Source organism: Streptomyces sp. NPDC021100 (assembly GCF_044333095.1).
GTDB lineage: Bacteria > Actinomycetota > Actinomycetes > Streptomycetales > Streptomycetaceae > Streptomyces.
In genome coordinates this window covers 89,255-106,542 of the sequence record NZ_JBIRQH010000016.1, presented here as the reverse complement: position 1 = coordinate 106,542, position 17,288 = coordinate 89,255, and the positions used below count along the sequence as shown (strand labels likewise).

Annotated in this window: 11 protein-coding genes; 5 read left to right on the top strand and 6 right to left on the bottom strand. The window is 74.1% G+C overall.

The genetic code is table 11. The annotated features are described in order from the left end of the window. Positions 1-236 precede the first annotated feature (236 nt). The 3 genes from ACH4PU_RS25865 to ACH4PU_RS25855 all read left to right on the top strand — a co-directional run bounded on the left by ACH4PU_RS25865 (position 237) and on the right by ACH4PU_RS25855 (position 2,586). A complete protein-coding gene (locus ACH4PU_RS25865) occupies positions 237-854 on the top strand; it encodes a hypothetical protein (protein WP_398276607.1) in 618 nt (205 codons plus the stop codon). A gap of 239 nt (positions 855-1,093) precedes the next feature. After that, a complete protein-coding gene (locus ACH4PU_RS25860; RefSeq protein WP_398276604.1) occupies positions 1,094-1,498 on the top strand; it encodes a hypothetical protein in 405 nt (134 codons plus the stop codon). A gap of 182 nt (positions 1,499-1,680) precedes the next feature. After that, a complete protein-coding gene (locus ACH4PU_RS25855; RefSeq protein ID WP_398276601.1) occupies positions 1,681-2,586 on the top strand; it encodes a PhzF family phenazine biosynthesis isomerase in 906 nt (301 codons plus the stop codon). Between the two features lie 141 nt (positions 2,587-2,727). On the opposite strand, the gene ACH4PU_RS25850 is transcribed toward ACH4PU_RS25855, so the two are convergent. The 3 genes from ACH4PU_RS25850 to ACH4PU_RS25840 all read right to left on the bottom strand — a co-directional run bounded on the left by ACH4PU_RS25850 (position 2,728) and on the right by ACH4PU_RS25840 (position 5,770). Then, positions 2,728-3,027 (bottom strand): DUF1330 domain-containing protein, encoded by a 300-nt coding sequence (locus ACH4PU_RS25850; protein WP_398276599.1) that lies wholly within the window; start codon positions 3,025-3,027, stop codon positions 2,728-2,730. 138 nt (positions 3,028-3,165) lie between these two features. Next, positions 3,166-4,095 (bottom strand): CPBP family intramembrane glutamic endopeptidase, encoded by a 930-nt coding sequence (locus tag ACH4PU_RS25845; RefSeq protein WP_398276596.1) that lies wholly within the window; start codon positions 4,093-4,095, stop codon positions 3,166-3,168. 10 nt (positions 4,096-4,105) lie between these two features. Further along, on the bottom strand, positions 4,106-5,770 hold the full coding sequence (locus ACH4PU_RS25840; protein ID WP_398276593.1) for an MFS transporter: 1,665 nt from the start codon (positions 5,768-5,770) through the stop codon (positions 4,106-4,108). Positions 5,771-5,866: 96 nt separating this feature from the next. Here ACH4PU_RS25840 and ACH4PU_RS25835 point away from each other — a divergent pair, with 96 nt between their 5' ends. Further along, entirely contained in the window at positions 5,867-6,430 is a 564-nt protein-coding gene (locus tag ACH4PU_RS25835) for a winged helix-turn-helix transcriptional regulator (RefSeq protein WP_398276590.1), read from the top strand. 50 nt (positions 6,431-6,480) lie between these two features. Here ACH4PU_RS25835 and ACH4PU_RS25830 read toward each other — a convergent pair whose 3' ends face one another. Continuing rightward, positions 6,481-6,915 (bottom strand): protein phosphatase, encoded by a 435-nt coding sequence (locus ACH4PU_RS25830; protein ID WP_398276587.1) that lies wholly within the window; start codon positions 6,913-6,915, stop codon positions 6,481-6,483. 1,109 nt (positions 6,916-8,024) lie between these two features. Between ACH4PU_RS25830 and ACH4PU_RS25825 the strand changes: the two genes are divergently transcribed. Beyond that, the gene (locus tag ACH4PU_RS25825) at positions 8,025-8,591 is read left to right on the top strand and encodes a CbrC family protein (protein ID WP_398276584.1); all 567 of its coding nucleotides are present in this window, start codon (positions 8,025-8,027) and stop codon (positions 8,589-8,591) included. Between the two features lie 411 nt (positions 8,592-9,002). On the opposite strand, the gene ACH4PU_RS25820 is transcribed toward ACH4PU_RS25825, so the two are convergent. Together ACH4PU_RS25820 and ACH4PU_RS25815 are read right to left on the bottom strand one after the other, a co-directional pair. Continuing rightward, positions 9,003-13,331: a hypothetical protein gene (locus ACH4PU_RS25820; RefSeq protein WP_398276581.1), complete on the bottom strand. Its 4,329-nt coding sequence runs from the start codon at positions 13,329-13,331 to the stop codon at positions 9,003-9,005. A 4-nt stretch (positions 13,332-13,335) separates the two neighbouring features. Then, entirely contained in the window at positions 13,336-17,238 is a 3,903-nt protein-coding gene (locus tag ACH4PU_RS25815; protein ID WP_398276578.1) for a hypothetical protein, read from the bottom strand. Positions 17,239-17,288: the final 50 nt, after the last annotated feature.

Sequence of the window (17,288 nt, the reverse complement as noted above, 5' to 3'; positions counted from 1 at the left end):
TCATGGACGCATCCCGAACCCGTCCCTTACAAGGGCGCACGGCAGCAGGGAGCGCGCCTGCCCATGCGCCTCATACGCCTCCCTGAATGGCTGATTCCGGGAGTAGCGTCCCGTCGCGCTCGGCCCAAAGGCAGGCTCCGTGCGGGCGCGCAGGCACGCAGGCGTACAGACGTGCAGGCGCGTGCGGGGGCATGGGGCACGCGGCACTCGCCGGGGTCATACCGAGGGGGACGGACATGAGCGCCGGAGATCCACCACACCTGCCCGATCCACCGGGGACCCCGCTGTGGCGCCGGGTCTGGGCCTACTGGGTCACCGGCGGCCTGGCCATCGTGCTCGGGTCGCTCCTGCCCATCCTGATCCAGGGGCACTCCTCGAACGACAAGGCGGACCCGCCGACGCCCCCGCCGACGACCGGCCCGACCGGCGGTCCGACGGGCAGTACCCCCTGGACGCCCCCGGCCTCCGGTCCGACGGCCACCCTGCCCCAGCCCGCCCCGCCGCCGTACACGACGGCGCCGGCGACCCTGCGGGTCTCGGCCAGTGTCACCAGCGTCCTCTCCCAGGGGCCGGCCGGCGTCGGCCTCACCCAGGCGCAGGCGAACGTCACGTTCAACGGCCTGAAGGGCAGGATCGTCTCCATCAGGTGGCACACGTACAACGACCTGACCAAGCAGTCCCTGAGCCTGGACAGCACCATCCGGTCGCCGGTCCTCAGCTGGGACATCACCAACTGGCATCCGACGTTCGTCGTCATCAACCCCGCCGTGCACTGGCAGCTCCAGGTGACGGCCTACGGGCCGGACGGCACCCAACTCGCGACGAACCACTCGAACTTCACGTTCTCTTCATGACGGCACGGGCGGTACAGAGGATTCGGGTGATACGAGAGGTACGAATGGGTATTGGTGGTACGCGACGGGGGCGGGAGCTGAGTTTGGCGCGTTTTGACCCCTGAGGGCACTTCCGTCGCACACTTCGGAAAAGAGTTCGATACTCCCTGCAACCGACATCGCCCTTTTCTCGTATTCCCCAGTGAAGCCCCGCCATCGGGTCATCGAGACCCAACGGGACCATCAGGGAGGAATACGTCATGAACCGTGCCTACCGCTTCGCCATAGCCGGTGCCCTCGCCGCCGGCCTCGCCGCCGGAGGCGCTGCCACCGCCTTCGCCGCCCCCGCGCCCGCACCCGTCGCGTCCGTCGCCACGCCCGCCCCGGCGGCCAAGCCCGTGCTCACCGCCCAGGCGAGCGTCGCCACGATCGGCGCGTGGCAGGAGTTCCGCGTCAGTGGCAAGGCCACCGGCATCAAGGCGGGCACCACGGTCGTCCTCCAGCAGAAGCAGGGCGCCAAGTGGGTCTCCCTGCCCGCGAAGGTCACCGTCGACAAGAACTCGGCCTACTCCATGCGCGTCAAGCTCGGCATCAAGGGCAAGAACGCCCTGCGGGTGACGGGCGGCGGCGCGGTCTCCGAGCCGATCTACGTCACTGTGCGCTGAGGCGCCGCGCACGCAGTTCCTTCCGAGGCCCTGTTCCGGCGGCCGGCCGGACGGGGCCTCGGGTGCGGGTGCGGGTTCAGGTACGGCTCGGCTACGGCTGCGGTTCCGCATACGCCAACGGCGTACGAACCGGCCCCGACAGGACCGGAATAACCGGCCGCCTCCGCTCCGTTGGGGTGGCCATGACGATCACCGACGGCACCGCCGCCCCCGCCACCCTCACAGCCCCCGGCACCCCCGAGGTCCTGCGCTACACCGCCTTCTCCGCCGACCCGGCGGGCGGCAACCCCGCCGGCGTCGTCCTGGACGCGGCCGGGCTCGACGACGCGGACCTGCTGCGGATCGCCGCCGAAGTCGGTTACAGCGAGACCGCGTTCCTCACCGCGCCGCCCGAGGGCGCCGCCGAGCCGGACCGATCGTTCACCCTCCGCTTCTTCAGCCCGCTGGCCGAGGTCTCCTTCTGCGGCCACGCCACCGTCGCCACCGCCGTGGCCCTGGCCGAGCGGCGCGGCCCCGGGGAGTTCGTCTTCGTCACCCAGGCGGGGACGGTCCCGGTCTCCGTCGCGGAGCACGACGGCGTCCTGCGTGCCACGTTGACCTCCGTCGAGCCGCACACGGAGGACGCCGCTCCGGAAGACGTCGCCGAAGCGCTGGCCTCTCTGGACTGGCCCGCCGCCGACCTCGACCCGGCCTTCCCGCCGCGCATCGCCTACGCGGGCGCCCGCCACCTCGTCCTCGGCGCGGCCACCCGGGAGCGGCTCGCCGCCCTGGACTACGACTTCGACCGGCTGACCGCCCTGATGCGGAAGCTGGGCCTCACGACGGTGCAACTGGTCTGGCGGGAAAGCGAGTCCGTGTTCCACGTCCGCGACCCGTTCCCCGTCGGCGGCGTGGTCGAGGACCCCGCGACGGGCGCGGCGGCCGCCGCCCTCGGCGCGTACCTGCGGGAACGCGGCCTCGTCGGCGACGACGCGACGCTCACCCTCCACCAGGGCGCCGACCTCGGCCGCCCCGGCCTCTTGGAGGTCACCCTCCGGCCGGGCGACTCCCGCGTCCGGGTCTCGGGCACAGCGGCGCGCATCGCCTGACGCGGGCCTGTCGGCGCGGCCGTCCGGTGTCGGCCGGTCAGCGCGGACCGTTCGCCACGAGCCGTTCCCCACGAGCCGTCCGCCACGAGCCGTCCGGCGGACCTACGGCCCCGCGCCGGCCGGCCTGCGCCGCGCCCGCCCCTACTCGGCGGCGTCCGCGCCCTCGGCGAAGACCATCCGCAGCCGCACCGCCGTACGCCGGATCTCCCGCGCCCGCGTGTACTCGGGCGAGGCATGCCACCGCCTGATCCGCTCCATGTCCGGAAACTCGATGACGATCGGACGGGACGACGGCCAGTCCCCCTCGACGGCCTCGGGCGTCTCGCCTTTCACGAGATAACGGCCGCCGTGAGCAAGGACGGACGGCTCCGCCGCCTGGTGGTACCTGCCGGCGGCCTCGGCGTCCGGCACGTCGGCCTCGACGATCACGTACGCGGGCATGGCTCTCCTCCGCCTGAGTGGCCGGGTTCCGGACTCCGTTTCCCGGCCGGTGGTTTCTTCGGCAAGCGGCCGCCCGGCCGCGGTTCGACGCGGAACGCGCCGCCGGCCGGCCGGCCTCGACCAGAGCCGTCAGAGCCGTCAGAGCCGACCGGGAACGCCCGTCGGCCGGAGCCGCCCCGTCCGGGCCAGGAAGGCGACGAACGCGGCCATGACGATCCAGCCGGGCCACCCGGTGAGCCCCATGTGCAGCGGATCGAGGGCGGCGTCCGGGTCGGCGAACTCCTTGACCATGCCCACGCTCAGGGAGCTGACGAAGGCGTGGGCGACGACGGCGGGCACCACCGAGCCGGAGCGCAGCCGCAGCCAGGTGAAGACCGGCAGGACCAGCGTGCAGCTCACCACCATCGCGGGCACGGACACGTACCAGGACCGGCCGGGGTACTGGCCGCCCATGATCAGCGTGGGCAGGTGCCACAGGGCGAAGGCGGCTCCGGTCAGCAGGTACGCCCGGAGCGGGCGGGTCCGGTGGCCGTCCCGCAGCAGGCGCGGGAACAGGTAGCCCTGCCAGCCCAGTTCCTCGCCGAGGAACAACGGCAGCGACACCACCATCCCCACCAGTCCGCCGGCCAGCCGGCCGGCCACGCTCCCGGCGTCCAACTCCCCGACGGGATACCGTCCGACGAGGGCCCCGAGGGCCAGGGCCGCCACGGTGAGCCCCGCGGGCACGGCGACGGCCGTCAGGCACTCCCGCACCGCCCGCCCCCACGGCCTCGGCCACCGCAGCGCCAACGCCTCCCGTACACGTCCGCCTCCGCGCGCGTACCGCACGGCGACGACCGCGCCGAGCGCGGGCGCGAACATCGCGAAGGCGATGCACACTTCCGCCAGCGCGCCCGTCCCCTCGCGGGCGTCACCCCGCCGGTACCCGCTCACCAGCAGCGGCAGCATCGCCAGCCACATGCCGGCGTACGCCACCCCGAGATAGAGCCACAGACCCCGCCGCCGGCTCACCGGCGGCACCTGCCGCACACGCCTGAGAAGGGGCGTTCCCCCCGTCGAAATCGTCATGCCGCCGACGCTACGAAGCGGCGCGCGCCCCCGTAATCCGGCCGACTACGCCTCGGAGGTGCAGTTTTCTGCACCTGCCCTGGCTCTGGTTCCCCTCCGGCCTCTCGGCAGGCCGGAACGCGCCGCACAGGCCCCGGCCCACCGCACACCACGAGCGAGGCGAATCGGCGACCGGTTCGCCGCACGGCTCCGGAGAGCTCGTGTCGCGGTGACCCGGTCCTCCGTCCCCGTCCCACCCGCCTCCCCCCTCCCCCCGCTCCCGGCACAGCGCGACGGCGACGGCCCCCGCCAGCGTCAGCCCGCCCGCCGCGAGCGCGGCGCGGCTCAGGCCGAGCCCGGCCTCGTGGGCGGCCCCGCCGCCGTGCGGGACGGCCGCCATGACGGCGGCGATCAGGGCGACGCCCACCGACGAACCGAGGTACCGCGCCGCGTTGTTGGCGGCGGACCCGACGGCCACCCGGTCGGCCGGCACGCTCCGTACGGCCAGCCCGGCGAGCGCGGCGTTCACGACCCCGCTGCCGACCCCGGCGACGGCCAGGCCGGGCAGGAACCGCCACCACGACGCGTGCTCGCCGATCCCCGCGAGGGCGAGTTCCCCCGCGCCGCAGACGGCCAGCCCGGCAGCGACCTGGTGCCGGTCCGCCACCCGCCCCGCCAGCCGGCGGGCCTGCGGGGCGACGACGAACGACAGCCCGGACCAGACGCCCAGCAGGGTGGCGCTGCGCAGCGGCCCCATGCCGAACAGGCTCTGGGCGACCATCGGGACGTACGTCATGAGGCCGGCCACACCGGCGCCGATCACCAGCGCGCCGACCGCCGAGGCGGCGAAGGCGGGCCGCCGCAGCAGGCCGAGGTCCAGCAGCGGTGCGGCGACGCGCCGTTCGACGACCGCGAACGCCGCCAGCAGCACCGCCGCGGCCGCCAGGAGGACGACGACCCGCGGCCGGCCCCAGCCGCCGCGGCCCTCGACGAGCGCCCCGACGAGGAGCGCGACCCCGAGGCCGAGGGTCAGGACGCCGGCGGTGTCGAAGCCGCGGCGGTGTTCGTTCCGCGACTCCTCCAGGGAGACCGCGCCCCAGAACGTGACCGCGGCCGAGAGGACGGCGAGGGCGACGTACCCGGAGCGCCAGTCGAGGCACTTGACCAGCAGGGCGGCGAACACCGGTCCGACGGCGATGCCGCCGCCCACCATGGCGCCCCACAGGCCGGTGGCCCGCGCCCGCTCCGGGCCGGGCGGGAAGGCCCGGCCGACGAGGCCCAGCCCGGCGGCCAGCAGGGCGGCGCTGCCCGCGCCCTGGACGAGCCGGCCGCACACGAAGACGAGCGTGCCGGGCGCCGCCGCGCACACCGCGCTCGCCAGGACGAGCAGCAGGCCGCCGGCCGTGAACGTCCGCTTGCGGCCCCGGTCGTCGGCCAGGCCGCCCGCCGCCATCAGGCTGGCGGCGAGGCCGACGCCGATGGCGCCGAGGATCCAGGTCCGCCCGGAGGGCCCCGAGCCGAGGTCGGCGGCGACGAGCCCGGCGGTGGGCAGGGTCGCGGTGAAGTTCATGAGGACGAGCAGGGTCGCCGCGCAGGAGACGGCGAGAGTCGTACGGGCCGAGGGCCGCGGGTGCGCGGCCGGCCCGGCCGGCTGGGCGGGTTCGGCCGGTCCTTCGGGTTCGACGGCCACCGTCATGACTACCCCCCGGGGGTCAGGCCGGCCGCGACCGGCCGGACTATGGTTCATTGATTGAACCACAGAGTTCAATCAATGAACTGCTAGCCTGAGGCGGTGGGATTGGGACGCGGGTACACGGATCAGGACTGCTCACTGGCGCGCGCCCTGGAGGTGGTCGGCGAGCGCTGGACGCTCCTCGTCCTCCGGGACTGCTTCTACGGGGTGCGGCGGTTCGCCGACTTCCACGCCCACCTCGGCGTCCCGCGCGCCGTCCTCACCGACCGGCTCAAGACGCTGACCTCGATGGGCCTCCTCGAACGCCGCCCGCGCGCCACCGGCGTGGAGGTCGACTACGTCCTCACCGACCGCGGCGTCGACCTCTGGCCGACGGTCTACACGCTGGCACAGTGGGGTGAGCGCTGGCTCACTCCGGACGGCGCACGCCGCCTCTTCAGCCACGCGGCCTGCGGCACGGACATCACTCCGGTCGGCCTCTGCCCCACCTGCGACACCGTCCCCGCCCCGGCCGACCTCGTCATCCGGCAGGGGCCGGGCGCCGACCCGACGCTGCGGGACGACCGGGTGAGCGAGGCACTGCGACGCAAGCCGCACCGGCTGCTGACGGACCTCTTCCCGGAGCAGCGGGAGGCGGCGGCCCGGGCGGGCGGGGCGTCTTAAGTCACCGGCCCCGCCGCCCCCTCACGCCCCTCACGCCTCTCAACTCCCGCTCAACTCCCGTCGAAGCGGCGGACGAAACGCTTCTGCCAGGGTGTCTCGACGGCGCGCGGATCGTAGTGCCGCCGCACGTACGCCACCGCCTCCCCGGCCGGCACCCCGTCGAGCACCGCGAGGCAGGCCAGCGCGGTGCCCGTTCGCCCGCGTCCGCCACCGCAGGCCAGCTCCACCCGTTCGGCCCCGGCCCGTTCCCATGCCGCCCGGAACACCGTTCGGGCCCGTTCCGGATCGGCCGGCAGCCGGAAGTCGGGCCAGTGCAACCACTCAGCCTCCCAGGTCACTTCGGGAGGACGCTTCCCCAGCAGATACACGGCGTACTCCGGAACCGGTCCGTCCGGCATGGGATGCCGCAGCGCCCGTCCCCGTACCAGCCGTCCGGAGGGGAGGCGGAGGAGACCAGGGGTGTTCTCGGGCCATGTGGGACTCACGCGACCACCTTAGGCGGCGATGCCCGTACCGTCCCGGCGGACGACCGGTCCACCCTCACGAGCGACCGAAAGGGCCGAACTCCCCATCGAAAGAGTGCATTTATTGTCGCTTGCATCACGACAGCAGTGCACAAAAGCTGTGAGGTGCATCACTTTCACATGCTCGCAAAGCGCGCCACCTGCACCCATGACGGCGAGTCACCCCCACCTCACGCCGATCGACATCTGACCGCTTGTCGAAATCGATCTTGAATAACGGGCAAGATGGACCCGTTGCAGCAGCGCAGGGGTGACGTAGATCACAATCCTGCGGATCGGCTTGCGCTCTTGGTGACACTTGTACTGCGGAAGGGCGAGAGCCCCATCCCTGAGCCCGCGAAGCCGTGGGGATGAGGCCCTCTACCACCCACCGCAGCGGGGCCTCGGTCTTCACGGACCGGGGCCCTGTTTCTTGCGCAGGCGGATCACATCCAGTCCCACACCATCCTGAAGACGGCGTAGAGCGGACCGATCCAGCGGACACGGCGGTAAAGCCGGTCCCACCTGCCGCCGCCGCGGTGACCCTCCGGACGCGTGGCCATCGGGCCACCCCCTTCCGGGGTCCAGCGTTCGTGGACCCCATGGAGTGCTCCACGAAGCCGTCGCTTCCCCGGAGGGGTGGTTGGTAACGCATCACCCTAGCGCTCGGAGTTGACGGTGGGACCCCACCACCGTCCCACCGCAAGCGCCCATCAGTTCGCCCCAACAGGCACCGAGTGCCGCGACATCCGCGTGTTCGACGGAACGGTCGCTCGAATCGCGCTTCCCACCAGGGCGGTTACCGAGGGGCACGCCGATGCGGAGTGCCAGTTCCCCTGACGCCCGTCACCTAAATCACATTCCCCGACCGGCTCTTGCCGGTGGCACGGAACCCCCTCCGCGAGAAGGTCCAACGACCGCCGGAGCGACCGGAGTCGATCACCGGAAGGCCCGTTGTCAGTGGTGGGTGCCATGCTCTTCTCATGGACAACGACGTGCGGAGGAACGAGGGAACGGACGGCGCGGCAGCACGCCGTCCGGCCCCCGCGTCCGAGCGCGCGCCCGGCCAAGCAGCGTACGGAGAACGACCCGTGGACGATCTCGTGAACGACACCGTGAGCACCGCCCTCCCCGTCTTCCCCTACCACCCCGACCCCCTGGCCACAGGCTCCGTCGCCCCCGACCCGCACACCGCCTGCGCGTGCTGCGGCCGCGTCCGCGGCTACGTCTACGCGGGCCCGGTGTACGCCGAGGCGGACGAGGATCTGCGCGGCCGGCTCTGCCCCTGGTGCATAGCGGACGGCAGCGCCGCCGAGCGGTACGGGGCCTGCTTCAGCGAGGTCGTGGCGGGCGAGGTGCCCGACGCCGTCCGTCAGGTCGTCGAGCGGCGCACCCCCGGCTTCACGGCCTGGCAGGAGTCGGTCTGGCTCACCCACTGCGGGGACGCCGCCGCGTTCCTCGGACCGGTCGGCAGCGCCGAGTTGGCCGCGTATCCGGACGCGGTGGACGCCCTGCGCCGCGAGGCCGTCGCCTGGCAGTGGTCCACCGACGAGATCGAGCGCTACCTCGGCTCGTTCGACCGGGAGGGCCAGCCGACCGCCTACCTCTTCCGCTGCCGGGTGTGCGAAGCGCACCTGGCGTACTCCGACTTCACATAGATGGCGCAGGTGACGGTGACCATGAACGGACCGACTTCCCGGCGCCCGCGCGCGCCCGGCTCCCTCCGGCGGCTCCACACCTCCGGCCGGCTCGGCCGACTCCAGCCCCTTGGCCGGCTCAGCCGACTCGGCTTGCTCGGCCGGGTCGGCTTGCTCGGCCGGGTCGCCGCCCGTGTCCAGGGCTCGCGCCGTCCCCTCCGACCGCGCGAGCCCCGAAGTCCGGTGTCCCGCCGGTGCCGTGCGGCGGCCGTTCGGCTCGGCCACGCGGTCCGGGGTGTCCGGGGCCGACGGCCGACGGCGTGTGCGGCGATGATGACGGCCGTCGGCCACGGGCCCCCGCGGCGGGGGCCGACCAGGCACGCGTCGGTCACAGGGCACCCGCCGGACCCTCCCCCGCGCGAGCCCCGACGGTCATTCGCGGAGGACGATCCGGCCCAGCGGCGTCACGAGCAGCCCGAACCGGTCCGCGTGGATCAGCCGGCGGCCCACCGGCACCGCCGTGCCGCCGCCGGCCGGGGCCACCGTGCCCGTCGCCGTCGTGCTGTCCGTCGCGTAGACCTCGTGCTCCTCCACGACCAGCCGGTACTCCGAGAGCGGCAGCAGTTGCGGCGCCGGTGGCACCAGGTCGCCGGACCAGACGAAGGACGATCCCTGGGGGACGCAGGTGAGTTCGAGGACGGTGCCGGTGCCCGCCCAGTCCAGGTCGCCGCTGCCGACGGCCCGCCGTTCCACGGAGGCGAGGACGCGGCGGCTCGCGGCCATCGCGGCCTGGCCGGTGCCGACCCGCTTGCCCAGGGCGTTCAGCGCGACCGGACCGCTCAGCTCCAGCCGGACGGCACCGGCGGACGTCATGGTGGCGGTGACCGTCCGGTCGGGCAGCAGTTGGAGGAAGTCCGCGGTCACGACCTTGGACAGGTGCAGCGGGTCGACGGAGTACGGCTGGTAGCGGGCCAGGGCCAGGCGCAGGTAGGGGAAGTAGGCCGTGGCGCCGGCGGCCGGCCCGAGGTCGACGTCGACGTCGCAGGTCCACAGCCGCAGGTCGTGGTCGTAGTCGGCGGCGAACGCGGCGACCGAGGCGGTCGCGGGCGCGCCGCCCACCGGTTCGGCGAGCACCCGTCCGTCGGCGGTGAGCACGGCGCCCGGGAAGTTCGCCGGGGTGAGCCGGGGCGGGGCCGTGGGGTCGGCCCAGACCGGGTCGGTGGCGCAGCGGGTGACGAGCTCGTCGGGCAGCGGGGTGCCGGTTCCCGGGCCACCGGAACCGGTACCGGTACCGGCACCGGGATCGAGGACGACGGCGAGGAGCTCGTCGTCGCCCGACGAGAACCAGGGGCGGCGCAGGTGCACCCGGAAGCCGGCGTGCCGGCGGGTGCGGGTCACCCGGTGCCGTTCGTGGTCGACGGTCTGCTCCCAGCGGACGGTCGGGACGAGGTGGCTGACGTCGGGCGGTTCGGGCCGGCGGGAGCTGGGGACGTGCCAGCCGCGGCCGTCGGGCCCCGCGCTCGCCGGGCCCTTCCGGGTGATCAGCGCGGGCTGGTCGGTGATGGCCGGGTGGAAGTACTCGCGGAACCGGGTGGTCGCGGTCGGGGTGTAGGTGACGGCCCGGTGCAGGGTGTCGCGGAACTCGTGGCGGAGGCCGAAGAGGGAGTGGTCGTCCTCGAAGCGTTCGAGGGTGAAGTGTCCGATCCGCGCGTGGCGTTCGGTGCGCTGGGGCGCGTCCTGGGCCACGTCGTCCGTCCACTCCTGCCAGCTCGCGTCGATGTCGACGCGGCCGGTGCTGCGGGCGTGGCTGTGGAGGCGTCCGGAGAACCGGGTGAAGGTCTGTTCCTCCTCGCGGGGGAAGCCGAGCGGGCCGAGCTCCGGTGCGGCGAGCGGCTTCTCCACGGCGTGGACGAGGGTGAGTTCGACCCAGGGGGTGATCATCCAGTTCTCGCCGTTCGCGGCCGCGGCGGTCAGCTCGTCCTTCTTCGCCTGCGGCAGCCCGGTGGTGGGGTCCGGGTCGTTCCACAGCTTGGAGGCGGTCAGCAGTTCCCAGGCGCGGAAGAGGGTGAGGTCGGCGGGGTCGAGGCGGCAGCTCATCCGGACGGTGGCGACGGTGGCCTTGGGCAGCCGGACGGTCAGTTCGCGCTCCAGCAGGCCGCTCCAGACGGGCGGCCCGTCCCCCTCGACGATCTTCAGCCGCAGCGGCCGGGCCTGCGGCCAGGGCCCGGGGAAGTCGTAGGTGGCGTTGGGCGGCGCCCCCGGCAGGCCGCGCAGGGAGACGCCCCGGGCCGGGACGTCCGGCAGGTACGGCAGCAGGAGCTGCGCGCCCCGGTGGACGACGTACTCGCCGGGCCGGAGGCCCTGCCCCCGGGGGACGGGGAGGTCGGTCGGCGGTTCGGTGTCGTGGACGTCGTGCTTCGCGACCTTGATCTCACCGAGGAGTTTGAGGTCGGTGGTGATGTCGGGGTTCTCGGGGAGGCTGACGACGGTGTCCAGGTAGCTGCCGGCCTCTCGGGACGCGGCGGTGAAGTAGCGGCGGCGGACCAGGTCCGCCTTGTCGGGCCCGAACACGGTGTCGTACGTGCCGTGTTGCTCGGCCGTCTGGAGCGGTGTCTTGGGCGGGCTGACGTGCCGTTCGTCCCAGGCGCGGTAGCGGCGGTCGAGTCCGTCGACGGGGGATTCGGCGCGGTGGTCGGGGACCTGCCCGTTGCGCATCACCGCCCAGGCGTCGGGCGGCACGGGCGTGCCGTCGTCGCGCACGGTGCTGCGGATGACCATCCGTGGCTCCGACTCGCCCTCCAGGAAGGGCCACCGGGGTACGAGCGCGGGCGGCGGCACGGGCTCCCAGCGCCGGTAGGTGACGGGAGCGGAGGCGGTGCCGTCGGGGGTGTCGGCGTCGAGGCCGGGGCCGTTGCCGGCGAGGTCGCAGAGCCGGGCGCGCAGCCGGTACGTCCGGCCGAAGCGCAGGGCGGGCAGCGACCCCTTGACCGGGCGGAACGCGGTGTCCAGCGGGAAGACCGGCGACACCTCGGGCGCGGGCACCCGGGGCCGGTCGTCCGGTCCGAGGGTCCGGCCGGGCGGCGGCGCGGCCAGGCTCCAGCCGTGCCAGCCGCAGAGGGCCTGGTGGACGTAGAGCTGGTTGTCGTCCCTCTTGTCGTGGGTGACGGCGGTGGCCTTGACGTGCCCCTCGTCGGGGGCGACGGTCAGCGGCAGGACGGGCTGCCCCGGGCGGCGGATCGCGTAGCGGCCGGTCCGGGCGCACAGCGGACGCCAGACGGTGACGGGCGCGGCGGCATCACCATCGCCACCACCCGTCTCTCCATCAGCCCCTGCCACCCCCGCCTCCCCCGGCTCCTCGACCACGCCCACGTCGACGCGGTACCCGCGGACGAGGTCGGAGGCGTCGAGGACGGCGACGGCGGGCGTCTGGCCCACCGGGCCGACGCCGGCCGTGTGCCGGGCGTCGGCCTCCATCCGGTCGGCGAGCTCCACGTCCCGGCCCTCCCGGAAGACGGTGAGGCCGGCGCCGTGCAGGGCGGGCGGGGCCGTGCTGTCCGGGGCGACGGACACCTTGGGGTCGGCCATCGCGGCGAGCGTCTGGTCCACGATCCGGGAGAACTCCACGAACTTCATCGCGGCGCCGTCCATGTCCAGGTCGGTGACCAGGATCCCGTCCCCGCCGAGCCGGAGCATCCGCCGCCCGTACGGGCCGTCGTCCGGGGCGTACGGCTCGAAGCGGCTCCCGGCGACGTAGCGCAGGTCCGTCCACGGCCGCAGGCCCTCGTCGTCGTTGAGCGGCTGCTGGTCCGCGGTGAACCGGACCCGCGCCTGCCAGCGGTCGGCGAGCCCCGGTGGCGGGGTGACCAGCAGGTCGACGGCGAGGCCGAAGCGGCGCAGGAGTTCGGGGTAGTCGGCGAGCAGCGCGCAGGCGGTGTGGAAGTCGACGTCGGGTGCCGTGGGCGGGGGCGGCGCGGGTACCTGGGGGCGGTCGTAGAAGCGGTACGCCTCCGCGAGGTTGTGGGCGGCGGCGTTGCCCCGGTACGCGTCGCTGGTGCGGTCCATGTACCGGGGGCGGAACGGGTTGGCGGCGACGGCCGCGGGCCCGCCCGTGCCGTGTTCGATCAGCTGGTCGAGGCCGGGGTAGGAGGCGGCGACGCCACGGGCCAGCTCCAGCAGCGGTGGCGGGAGCGGGGAGCGGAGGTCGCCGGTGGTGGGGTGGTCCCAGGTGGCGGGCGGCGTGGCGGCGCCGTCGCCGGGCGGGACCGCGCCCCCGGACGGGACCGCATCCTCGCCGCCGGACGGGGCCGCGCCCTCGCCGCTGGACGGAAAGGCCCGGCGGCGGGCGGTGGCCGTGGCGACGGCCTCGTAGAGGGTGCCGATCCGGTCGTGGACGTCCCGGGCCGGATAGGAGCGCAGGGTGGGCGGCACGGCCGCGGCGGCGGCGAAGGCGCCGGCGGGCGGGCGCACGGGGGAGGTGGTCGGGAAGAGGGCCTTCCACAGGTCGCTGTCGGCGGGCGGATAGCGGTCCTGCCGCGGGGCGACGGGCACGGCGGTCCCGGGCCCGGTGGTGCCGGGCGCGCGGAACTCGATCCGCAGGGCGGCCGCGTAACGGCCGAGGGTGCCGGGCCAGTCGTGGAAGGCGGGGAAGGCGTCGAGCGTGGTCCCCCCGGTGAGGCGGGGGCTGACCAGGACGGTGAGGCGGAGCCGGCCGTCGGCGGCGGTTCCGTCGGGCAGTACGGTCCACCGGATCGTCTCGGGCATGGCGTCAGCTCACTTCCGCGAAGGCGGTGCAGTACTCGTCGACCGGGTCGCGCGGCAGCCCGGTCACCGGGTCGGGGTAGGGCGCCATCATCTGGGCGAACGTGGGGGGCCGCACGGCGTCGTCGGCCGCGGTGAGCGGGCTCGGGGAGTGCCCGGCGCCCAGGAACCGCTTCTCGCACTCGATGGTGACCGACTGGGACCAGAACCCGATGTGGACGCTGATCGAGATCCGGGCCCGGCCGTAGACGGTTCCGCTGCCGCTGTCGTAGGTGAGTTCCAGGAGGAGTTCGATGGAGGCGGAGATGATACCGAGGACGTCGACCTCGCCGCGGGCGCGGAAGTAGCCGGTGATCCGGCATTCGGAGGTGGCGAGTTCGAGCCGGAAGTAGATACCTGCCATCACGGACAGGCTCCCGCTCGCCACACCGAGGTTCATGGAGACGGCGGCCCCGAACTCCAGGGCTGCCTCCAGGACGGCGACGTGCTTCGGCGTGATGACGATGCCGAAGAAGCCGCCGCCGCCGAGCAGGGACACGGTGAGCCGGAAGGGGGCTTGGCGGCTGCAGAAGGAGAAGCCGATCTCCAGCGGCCGGCCGATGAACGGCAGGTCCAGGTAGGCGTCCAGGCGGATGTTCTCCAGGCTGAAGACGCCGACGGCGAGATTGGGGAGGGGGATGCCGTAGCGGGCGGTGATGCCGGCCGTGGTGACCTGGATGCCGGGCGGGTCGCTGAAGCCGTTGACGGGGATGAGCTGCCGCAGCGTCTCGACGAAGGACAGCGGGCCGATGAACTCGACCTTCCGGAAGCCGACGTCGATGTCCGGCTTCTCGCCCGCGCGCATCCGGAAGCGGACTCGGTCGAAGGTCAGCCGCATGGCCTGGAAGGAGGGGATGAGGACGAGGTCGAACTCCTCCAGCGAGCACGTGACGTCGGCCCCGGAGGACACGTCCGGGCGCAGCGAGCCGCGCAGGTCGACGACGAGGGAGAGCCGCCCGACGGTCCGGGTGCCCTCGGTGTGCGGGACGAAGACCGGGTCGCCGGTGTCGGGCCAGGGCTTGATCTGCGGGCTCCACTCGATGCGGGTGCTGACCGTCTCGGGGAGCTTCAGACCCCGGGCGGCCTGCTGGAGCGCGTCGCGGAGGGAGGGCAGTTGCCCGGCGGCGGTGGTCCAGGTGTCGACCTGTTCCCGGACCCGGGTGAGCAGGGTGCGGAGGCCGGGGTCGGCGGTGGCCGGGAGGGAGGTGAGGAGGCTGGTGAGGGCGGTGGAGAAGGCGGCGAAGGCGTCGTCGATCTGCTGGAGGGTGACGGGCGGGTCGGCGGCGGGCGCGGCACTCGGTGGCGGCGGGCCGCCTGGCGGCGCGCCTGCCGTGGGCGGACCGGTCCCCGCCGAGGAACCGGCCGTCGGCGGCGCGGCCATCTGCGGCGCGCCCATCGGCGACGCTGCGGTGGGAAGGGAGGGATGGGAGAGGTGTTCGGCGAGGTAGGCGGCGACGAGTTCGGCGAGCCGCCGGGCGGTGTCGGCCACCTGCCGTGCGGCGGGCGGCAGGCCGGGCGCGGCGTTGTCGGCCAGGTCGCGGACGCGGCGCAGGTCGGTGAGGAACCCGGTGACCGAACTGACGGTCTGGGTGATGAAGTTGGGGACGTGCAGGGCCGGCAGCGGGTCGCCGGGCAGGATGTGCCGGATGACGTCGGCGAGCGAGAGGACGCCGAGGAAGTTGATGTCGAGGGTGCCGAAGAAGTCGGCGGGGTCGAACTCCCCGCCGGCGATGCGGTCCACGGCCGTGGCGACCGGTCCGGTCCCGGAGACCGGGCCGGTGGCGCGGGACAGCCCCGCCACGTCGAAGCTGGGCGCGACGAGCGCGCCGGAGCGGTCGCGCCTGCTGTCGAAGTCCATGGCGAGCGCGGGGGCCCCGGTGCGCAGCAGGCTGAGGAAGACCTCGCCCGGGTTGCCCTTCCTGGCTCCCTGGGTCGCCGCCGCGAAGCCGGACAGGGCGTACCGCCGCGCGTACATCACGGGCACGGCGGCGGTACCGCCTCCCGTCAGCGCGCCGACGGCGGGGACGGCGGCGGTGGCCCAGCTCAGCTGCGGGATGAAGTGCGCCTCACCGGGCGCCGGATGGGCCGGGTCCGGGACGGCGAGGGCGGGTGGCGCGGCGGCGGCCCAGACGAGGTGGGCCACGTCGACGCTGGTGTCGTCCGGTTTGACGGGCGGCGCCAGGGCCACGGACTGGCCGAGCAGCGCGGCGCTGTTGAACGTGGGCGGGTCGACGGTGACGGCGGTCCGGGAGCCGTCGGGTGCCGGCACCGGGGGCAGGGACGGGCGGTTGTACTCGTCGAGAACGGCGGCGAGTTGGGCCCCCCGGCTCAGATGTTCGGGGACGAAGAGCAGCGGGGTGCGGAACTCGATGATCCGCCCCTGGTGGTCCACCGCCGTGGCCTTGAACAGGAACGGCTCCTCGGTGGCCGTCGCCGGGAAGAACCAGGTGGAGGTGGGCGGATCGGGCAGGTGGACGAGGTTCGGGGTGACGAGGGTGTCCAGCCGGACGCTGGTGAACGGGAAGAGGAGGTTGGTGAGGTCGGCGGCCGGGTCACCGTCCTTGGCGGGCAGCGGTCGCCCCGGGTCGTAGGTGCGCAGGGGCTGTCGGACGAGGACGTAGAAGCGTTGAAAGAGGAAGGCGGTCCGCGGGTCCTTGAACTTCCGTTCGGTGACCGTCACAACGGCCGCGCGGTGCCCGAAGGGGCACAGGTACCCCTCGTGCATCACCCGCACGTAGTGGTCCCGGCCGAGGGTGGTGTGCTGCCGCCAGTCCGACAGGTCGATGCCGGCAGGCCGCTCGGGCCACTGCCCGGCGCTCTCCAGCCAGCCGCCGAGCGCCGACAGCATCAGCGTGCGGGCTCTCACCGGCAGCGGCGTGATCGGCTTGCCCTCCACCGTGGACAGCCCGTCGTGTGCGGTGAGTTCGACGAGGTCGGTGCGGTCTCCGGGGGTCAGCGGAAGCCGTGTCACCTCAGGGGCGGGCGTCCCCGGGTCGCGGTCGCGGTTCCACACCGCGCGGACCGTCCCCCCGGACAGCCGGGTGTGCCACAGCTCCACCCGCTCACCCGGCCCGGGGGCGTCCACCTCGTCCCGGTGGATCCAGCGGGCCTGCCGCGGGGGCGACAGCAGGAGCCGGTACGGCAGTTCGATGCCGGTGCGGGGGTGGGCGGGGTCGGCGAGCGGGTTCTCGGGGTTACGGGGGACGGGCGGTGCGTCGGGGTCGGCGGCCGCGGCGAGGGTGGCCTCCACGCCGTACCGGGCGGTGAGCTGGGCGGTGGTGCGCAGCAGCCGTACGAGGGCGAGGGCCCGGTCCGTGGCGTCACCGTCCGCCTCTGCTCCCCCCTCCGCCCGCGCGCCATCCGTCCCTGCTCTCCCCTCCACCCGCGCGCCATCCGCCCCTGCTCTCCCCTCCACCCGCGCGCCATCCGCCCCCTCCGGGCCCATCCCGCCCGCCCCGCCTGCCCCACCCGCCTCCGCGCCGGGCGGCGGCAGTGCGACCACCGCCGGGTCGGCCTCCCGGGCGGCGTCGACGACGCGCAGCGGCAGCACGCGCATGGCCGCCAGCAGCCCCGCCTCGGAGTACTCGACCGCGTCCTGCGCCCCGACCTCGAAGACGAGGACGCTCCGCCCGCTGACCAGCGAGCCGACGGGCGCGTCCCGCGGATCCGGATCGGTCCCCTCCTCCAACAGCGCGTGCTCCGTGACGTGCTGCGGCCCGAGCGTGACGACGAGCAGCCCGTCCTGCTGTGGATCGGCGCGGATCAGCCGCCGGCTCCCCGGCCGGTCGTCGAACTTCAGCCCGACGAACCCGAAGCCCAGGTCCAGCAGGTCGGTTCCGCGCAGTACCCGGATCGGTGCCGGAGTGCTCATGCCGCCCCCTATCGCGCTGCCCAACCCCCTGGATACTCCCGTGGGAGCGG